Here is a 7,536-nt window from a genome sequence, read left to right as displayed (position 1 = left end):
GGTCTTTTTCTTCACGATATCGCTGTTCCAAGGCGTCACAACTCAGGTGGGGCTTCAGGGTCAACCTTTTGGGCATAAAACTTACCATGCTCTGTCTTAACAGTAAGTATACACCCGGATTTGATATTACCTATTCCCTGTTCCCTGTTCCCTGTTCCCTGTTCCCTGTTCCCTACAGCTTACCACTCTACGTATAAAATGTTATCCATCCACGGCAGCTTGACAACTCGTATGCTCCAAGGAATTCTATCTAGTAAAATATCGTAAGTTTTACGTTCAACCTGTAGCAGCCAACTACCATCACGAATTCTCACAATACCGTTTCTCTGCAAAAAAGCTTTTCTAAATCCTTCTATTGATGTATTTTTCAAAATAGACCAATTTTGAATCACAGCAGATAACAAATTTTCACATTCTGCTCGTTCTTGTGCAGTGATTTCTAAATTGGTGTCTATAGGTTCTAATAAATCTATACCGCATAGTATTTTATTAAGAGGTAAAATGTGTTCTGGTATTTCTGTTGAGTTATCAACTAAATACTGGAGTAAAAGGGCTGCCTGTTGAGCAGATATGGTATTAATAAAAATCTTATCTTGTACCAATCCTATTTTGACAAAGAAGCGAGTCAGAAATGGCCATAGCAAAATTAATCCTGCATTGTAAATGTAGATTTCATCAGAGTCACTAAAAGTATTGACAACATCTGGAATTCTGGTTTGGTTGGACTTGAGTTCTTGTTGGATGTTGAGTTTAAGAGTTTGAATACTTTTCTGTAGTTGTTTGAAGCGTGTAATCAGGTCTGATGACCTTTGGACTTGGGCAGGATTATTGATTTCATTTAGTAATATTTCTATTTCAGTCTTAAGTTGATTAATTTGCTGTTTATGTTGGGGTAAGATCTGGCTATTGAAATCAAGGTGTTGCAATTCCCTTACTAGGTGTTCCAGTTGTTCCCTTTCTTTAATCAAGTGTGTATCTTGGCTAGGGATTTGGATTCTATCTAAGATTTCTGTCAGTTGACTTTTAAATCCTTTTCCTTGTCTGACTAGATGCTCTATCTTGGCAACAATATTCTTTAAAAACTCAGGATAGTTAATCCGATTACTGGTGGCAATATGTAATAAACTTTCTTCGATTAACTTGAACTTATCTACTTTAGTATTACTCTGTGAGGAGATACTGAAAAGTATTCCTTGCCATATTTCTAATCGCAATTTGGCTGCCGGAATATTTCTCGTCTGCTCTAGCTGTTCCAAGACAGGTTTGATGTCTGTATTATAGTCGGCAATAAACGGGACTAAATCCCCAGTAAACAATCCGGCTATTTTGAGAAGTATTGAATCCGAAAATTGGTAAATAAGCCGCTGCAATTGCTTGGGATTTTTTAAGCTTTGCTGAACCAGAGACTTGACCTGACTTGGGGAATTGGTGATCAGGCGATCGCCATAGTCTTCTAGCTCTTGTTTGCTGAAGTTTTCCGGTAGTATACCGGTTTGGATAAAGTCGCTAAAAATTTCTAGTTGTGAAGCTCTTTCTTCTGCTCTAATTAACTGTGTATCTTGGCTGGGGATTTGGATTCTATCTAAGATTTCTGTCAGTTGACTTTTAAATCCTTTTCCTTCTCTGACTAGATGCTCTATCTTAGCAACAATATTCTTTAAAAACTCAGGATAGTTAATCCGATTACTGCTGGCAATATGTAATAAATTGTCTTCGATTAACTTGAACTTATCTACTTGAGTCTTACTCTCTGAGGAGATACTGAAAAGTATTCCTTGCCATCTCTCCAATCTCAATTTGGCTTCCGGAATATTTCTGGTCTGCTCTAGCTGTGCCAAGACCGGTTTTATGTCTGTATTATAGTCGGCAATAAACGGGACTGAATCCCCAGTCAACAATCCGGCTATTTTGAGAAGTATTGAATCCGAAAATTGGTAAATAAGCCGCTGCAATTGCTTGGAATTTTTTAGGCTTTGCTGAACAATATATTTTACATGATTTGGGGAATTGGTGATCAGGCGATCGCAATATTGTTCTAGTTGTTGTTTACTTAAGTTTTCGGAGAGTATACCTGTTTGAATAAAGTTGCTAAAAATCTCTAGTTGTGAAGCTCTTTCTTCTGCTCTAATCAACTGTGCATCTTGGCCAGGGATTTGGATTTTATCTAAGATTTCTGGAAGTGTGCTTTTAAATCCTTTTCCTTCTCTGACTAGATGCTCTATCTTGGCAACAAGATTCTTTAAAAACTCAGGATAGTTAATCCGATTACTGGTGGCAATGTGTAATAAATTTTCTTGGATTAACTTGAGCTTATCTACTTGAGTATTACTATTTGAGGAGATACTGAAAAGTATTCCTTGCCATATTTCTAATCGCAATTTGGCTGCCGGAATATTTCTGGTCTGCTCTAGCTGTGCCAAGACCGGTTTTATGTCTGTATTATAGTCGGCAATAAACGGGACTGAATCCGTAGTAAACAATCCGGCTATTTTGAGGAGTGTTGAATCGGAAAATTGGTAAATCAGGCGCTGCAATTGCTTGGGATTTTTTAAGTTTTGCTGAACAATGGACTTGACCTGATTTGGGGAATTGGTGATCAAGCGATCGCAATAGTCTTCTAGCTCTTGTTTACTTAAGTTTTCTGCCCACCACGGTAGCATACCTGTTTGGATAAAGTAGCTAAAAATCTCTAATTGTAAAGCTCTTTTACTAGCAATCTCTGATTTGCCAATTTGATCAGATAGTCTTTGATAGCGAGTTGCACTTACAGAGGTAATTTTATTTACTTCTATATTTTCCCCCGTCTCTCCCTCTGTTCTAGCAAGCAGTGGTGAAGACTCACCCAACTCAGTATTAGGTTGTGGCTGTGTTGACAAACTGGAACTTGAGTGGCTAATTTGTTCTTCTAATTGCTGTTGAATTTGTGCTATAATTTTGTCAATCAATTCCTGTTCTAGATTATTGATATCGATATTGCCTAGGTCTATTTCTAGGGTATTAATTCGATGTATTGTATCTAAATCGCTGAACTGATTAAATAAATTATCAATCAGGGGGAGGACTTTATAGCGATATAGTCTACTTACCTCATTTTGCAGTTCAAAAGCACCTTGCTGTGAACTTAAATTAAGTTCTATAATCTGTTTTTTGATAATATGTCGTTGTTGGTTCACTTCCAAAGGCTTTAACAAATAACTTCAAAATCTGTGCCGATAGTCATATATCCTAAAACATTAAATGGTATAGTTGAAATACTACCATTTACCAAAAATTCGATCAGGTTATTAGTTGAATTTTTATCCATTTTTGTATTTAGCCAGAGCTGGTAGGCATTTTCAAATTTTATCATATTAGGTTTGTCTAACCAGTGGCAATAAGGAGTTATATGGGCGGGTATTTCGGCAATGATAATGTTATAAATTAGCTGTTTAAAGTTTTCTTCTTGAAAGCGAGGCAGCCAATCAGGGAATACAAAACTGATTTGGAAAGAGTAAGGATCTATTGTGTTTGAATCTGTGTTTGAATCTGTGTTTGATTTAAATTATGAAAAATTCTCGTCTGAGTCGGGGTCGTTACTGCTGCGAGGACGAAGTAAAATATGTTCGACTATATGGAAACCTTCGGTTTCATCCGATTCATTGCAGAGAGCCAAAGTTTTTCGATGGTAAGGAATTCCTAGTAAACTACAAATTCTTTGTTTTAGTCCCGATACGTTTTCTGTATCCCAAACCTGACTGGAATCAGTGTAATTAAAGGCTTTACCCCTCCCGGCGCTAATTTGGGGATAATTTTGTAAGAAACTAATTTTATCATCAATCAGTTTTTCATCCAGAATTGATTCATATAAAAGTAAAGAATAATCTGTGAACTTTTCACAAAACTGTGCCATTAAATGATCCAGGAAACGGTTTATTCTTATCTTATCAATATCATTTTTATCTTCTGGTAAATTTTGCTCAAGGTTTAGGATTTCTGGCGCACCTGGAATGGGATAAAGTTCCTGGGAAAAGTAGGTTTTCTTGTTCTTAGTTTGAAAAGATAATAAATCTTTAGCATGGTCTAATTGAGCAAAATAGTTAGCTAAAAGTTGGTCAAAAAACATTAAATAAGCTTGTAGCTGCTTGGCTTGAGCCTTGCGTTTGGGGGATGCAGAAGCCGGTAAACCTATTTCTCCAATACCGTAAGTAGCAGGAAAATCGTTTTGGATTGATTCATAGTCAGATAATTCTCGGTATTGTCCCACTGGGATGGGGATATCTTTTCTTTGTGTAGTTGATGGTGTTTGGGTATTTTTTTGTTGTAATGATTCCAGATTAGTTTTAGCTTTAGCCAGGTTCGGATTGCACGGAATTTGTCCTTTATAAAAGGTAATGTTACTTGTCAAGCCATCTATATCTTTGAGTTGGGGTGTTAGATTAGGATCTAATGCTAACGCCCATTCTTCTGATTCTGATGACTTGTCGCTTGAAATAGTAATTATTATAACAGTTTTTATCCCTGGAATATCTAAAATAATCCGAATTATGTCAGAGGTGTGCAGTTGGTTTTTCTTGATAAAACTATCAAGTTTTTCATCGTCAATGAAGCCATGTTCCAGGGGAACACCATCAAAAATAGCTTCAGGAGTTTTGCCTTGCTCCAGTAGTTCTTTTAAGGTAAAAAATTGTAGGTGAGGAGAAATAAAATTATCTAAGTCCAAATATATCTGTGCCATTAATTCATTCACATCAAATCCTTCTTCAATCTCAATCTCGGCTTTGTTGATGGTGATTTCTTCAATGGGTAAAATTTCGACTGAAGCAAAATCTTCACACAAATTTCGATGCTGATTAAGTTTAGATTTTACTTTTTCGATGAGACTCGCTTCGTCAGAGACATTTTTTTCTTTTTCGATTAGTACCCGATAAATTCCATTTAAGTTGACTTGCTTAGTGCGTTTAGAAGCTTCAAAAGTTAAGGTATGAAGAAGCGAATCGTAATAAATTGGGGGTTGTGAATTCTTAATGGGTTTAACCCATGCATTTTTAACACCATCAATGTCGATTAGCAGTTTGCGATAATCATTAATTGTGAGGGGATTAACGGTGAGGATTTCTCTGGCTGTGAAAAACTGTTTCCTGTTTTCTCCAGTTTTTTCTCCAGGAGCAGGCGCAAGCAAGTCTTTCATCTCGAAGTCAAGGCGATAGCTTAAATCCGTGATGGCATAGCAAAGTTGTTCTAGGATAGTAATACCGGGATCGTGGGTATTGTAGTCTGTCCACAGTTTCCCCCCTAGGCGTTCGATGTGCTTGATTCCTTCTTGTCGCAATAAAGCGAAATTCATGCCAGGATGTTCTGGGGGGGCGTTGGAGATGGTAAGGTTTTCAGTCATGATAGTAGCTTCTTACAGAAGTTGGGGACAGGGAACAGGGAATTCGTGCCCATTTGAAGACCGCTATATCAGGTACAATGGAGCGTGTACCTATGATGCTCGTTGAGCAGCTTCCCGCAGGGTAGCTACAGCGCAATAATGGGAAGGCATAAGCCATTTTTTTGCTTTCTGGGTTTTTGTTGATGCTATTGCACAGCCTGAGCTGCAATCGACTATGCTTTCCTATCAGATAGAGCGTGAGCCTTCTTGGGACATTAAAGGTAAATCCGGTCGCCTAAGGGGTTTGGAAATAATTTTTCTGTTGCTTGCCGTTTGTCGTTTCCGTAAGTCATCACAGATGGCTTTCAAATCGTAATTGAAAGTTCTAGCGTGTTCCTCTCGAATTCTGTAGATCTCTTCTAGAATTTCATCTCTCCACATTTTTATTCTCCCATTAATCAAATAGTGGATAACTCCTATTATACTGGTTTCAATGTAGACGGTTTCGCTCACAGAAATCTCTAAAATCTCTTCATCCCTCATCCTACAGCATTTAATCCTTGTTCTGAGGGTGTGTTGCTAAAGCCTCCGTTTCTAATCCTTGCAAATTGTCTGATTTCGAGGTAGCACCATTATGTTTAGCTAGCTCTTCTTCCAATACCTGAATTGCTCCTTGGATGCGGAGTAAGGTTTCACGGACATTGGCTTGTTTGGCTTCTAAATCGGCGAGTACTTTTTGTCCTGATTCAAATTCGGCTTTTAGTTGGGTTAGGCGTTTTTCTAGTTGTTCTTTCATGTTCCTTGTTGAGGATGATCGGTTACAATACAGCAGTTTTTAATTGGGTGAGGTGCAAATTATTGGGTTTTAGGGAGTAGGGAGTAGGGAATAAAGAAGAGGGAAAAAATCCTCTGTACTTCGTTACTATTAAAACCGCTATAGTATATTATAGCGTTTCTCGCAGTTATGAGGTACAGTCTTCTTTGACGTTGATTCCCTATCTTGATGCAGCGCATCCCTCTTCCCTATTCCCTCTTCTGTCTTCCCTGTTCCCTGTTCCCTGTTCCCTGTTCCCTACAATCCATAAATTGTATATCTCATAGCTATGATAATTGCTATATTTCAGATAGTTTTTGATAATAACTTTTCCACTGACACTTCAACATGGGGAAAAGCAACTGGATATAAAGTTCCATAGGCTTTGGTTTGTTTGATTTGATAACTATCCCCTGATGGTTGCTGAAACACGATCAGTTGTTGAGCTTTTAAATCTACAACCCAGTATTCTAAAATGCCAGCACGAGCATAGGCAATTCGCTTCTGTTCTAAGTCTTTTTCCAAGGTAGTGTCAGATATTTCTATCAATAAGTAAATTTCCTCGGCAGAAGGGTGACGATTGTCATACAAGGAAACTGGCAATTTAACAACAGCAATATCTGGTTCAGGTTCTGAATCAGGAAGGGAAACCGGATGTGCTTCGTAGATTTTAGCGCGTCCCCGGAGCTTTTCCCGTAAATAGTCTGCCATAGAATCGTTGATTTTCCGATGCAATGGTCCCTCTGGTGACATTTCAATAATTTTTCCCTCTAGTAATTCCACATGACGCTCACTGAGGATACCTGCTGCAATCATGTGATGATAGTCTTCAATTGACCATTTAGCTAAGGTAATCATTGCTCTACTCTAATTAAAGATGGCTCTTTTGGAATTGCTCCTTGGATGGGGAGTAAGGTTTTACGAACATTATTTAATAACTTGGCACAATCACCTCAATTTCAGGATGCCAATTAAAATCATCTTCATTAAACGTATAAATACTGGTTACTCCATGGGATATCATAATTGCCAGGTGCATTAAATCAAATACTCTAGCCCCCTTTACAGGGTTTATTTTGAGCAATTCAAACCATTCCTTAAAGATATTATCTGACATGGAGAGAAGTTCTATATTGGGCATTTGCATAAATCTTTCAATCCGCATTATTGTCTCTTGAGTAGTCAGAGGATTGGCTACAGATTTGGAACTAGTAACAACAGCATAAAACTCGGCAATTACCTGAGAATACAGACAGATAACTTCTCTTTGACTAGGTCTTAAAATTTCTAAAGCTGCCCGATGTTTTTGCCTATTATCCTTACTTAAATCAATTGAATATACCAGAATGTTAGTGTCTAAATACCGTTTTAT

The 7,536-nt window shown here is 37.7% G+C and carries 7 protein-coding genes; 1 reads left to right on the top strand and 6 read right to left on the bottom strand.

Translation table 11 applies throughout. The features are described 5' to 3' along the window. On the top strand, window positions 1-197 hold a 197-nt coding region (locus tag F6K49_RS32660; protein WP_293103333.1), incomplete at its 5' end, for a hypothetical protein. Here the strand turns inward: F6K49_RS32660 and F6K49_RS32655 are convergent. From F6K49_RS32655 to F6K49_RS32625, 6 genes are all read right to left on the bottom strand, one after another. Continuing rightward, complete coding sequence (locus tag F6K49_RS32655) at window positions 180-3,173, bottom strand: contractile injection system tape measure protein (RefSeq protein ID WP_293103331.1); 2,994 nt, start codon at window positions 3,171-3,173, stop codon at window positions 180-182. The two genes, F6K49_RS32660 and F6K49_RS32655, sit on opposite strands and share 18 nt — an antisense overlap. Before the next feature lie 368 nt (window positions 3,174-3,541). After that, the gene (locus F6K49_RS32650; RefSeq protein WP_293103329.1) at window positions 3,542-5,371 is read right to left on the bottom strand and encodes a hypothetical protein; all 1,830 of its coding nucleotides are present in this window, start codon (window positions 5,369-5,371) and stop codon (window positions 3,542-3,544) included. 225 nt (window positions 5,372-5,596) lie between these two features. Next, window positions 5,597-5,791 (bottom strand): hypothetical protein, encoded by a 195-nt coding sequence (locus F6K49_RS32640; RefSeq protein WP_293026188.1) that lies wholly within the window; start codon window positions 5,789-5,791, stop codon window positions 5,597-5,599. A 112-nt stretch (window positions 5,792-5,903) separates the two neighbouring features. Further along, window positions 5,904-6,146: a hypothetical protein gene (locus F6K49_RS32635; protein ID WP_293026186.1), complete on the bottom strand. Its 243-nt coding sequence runs from the start codon at window positions 6,144-6,146 to the stop codon at window positions 5,904-5,906. Window positions 6,147-6,470: 324 nt separating this feature from the next. After that, entirely contained in the window at window positions 6,471-7,022 is a 552-nt protein-coding gene (locus tag F6K49_RS32630) for a Uma2 family endonuclease (RefSeq protein ID WP_293026184.1), read from the bottom strand. 73 nt (window positions 7,023-7,095) lie between these two features. Further along, window positions 7,096-7,536: PIN domain-containing protein (locus F6K49_RS32625; RefSeq protein WP_293103327.1), on the bottom strand; the 441-nt coding region annotated here is incomplete at its 5' end.

Source organism: Moorena sp. SIO3I6, assembly GCF_010672095.1.
This window is presented reverse-complemented; position numbering and strand designations above follow the sequence as displayed.

What these genes read in the sequence shown, in the direction of transcription:
- F6K49_RS32650 (WP_293103329.1), bottom strand. Translation starts at nt 5,371, where the DNA reads ATGACTGAAAACCTTACCATCTCCAACGCCCCCCCAGAACATCCTGGC.
- F6K49_RS32640 (WP_293026188.1), bottom strand. Translation starts at nt 5,791, where the DNA reads ATGTGGAGAGATGAAATTCTAGAAGAGATCTACAGAATTCGAGAGGAA.
- F6K49_RS32635 (WP_293026186.1), bottom strand. Translation starts at nt 6,146, where the DNA reads ATGAAAGAACAACTAGAAAAACGCCTAACCCAACTAAAAGCCGAATTT.
- F6K49_RS32630 (WP_293026184.1), bottom strand. Translation starts at nt 7,022, where the DNA reads ATGATTACCTTAGCTAAATGGTCAATTGAAGACTATCATCACATGATT.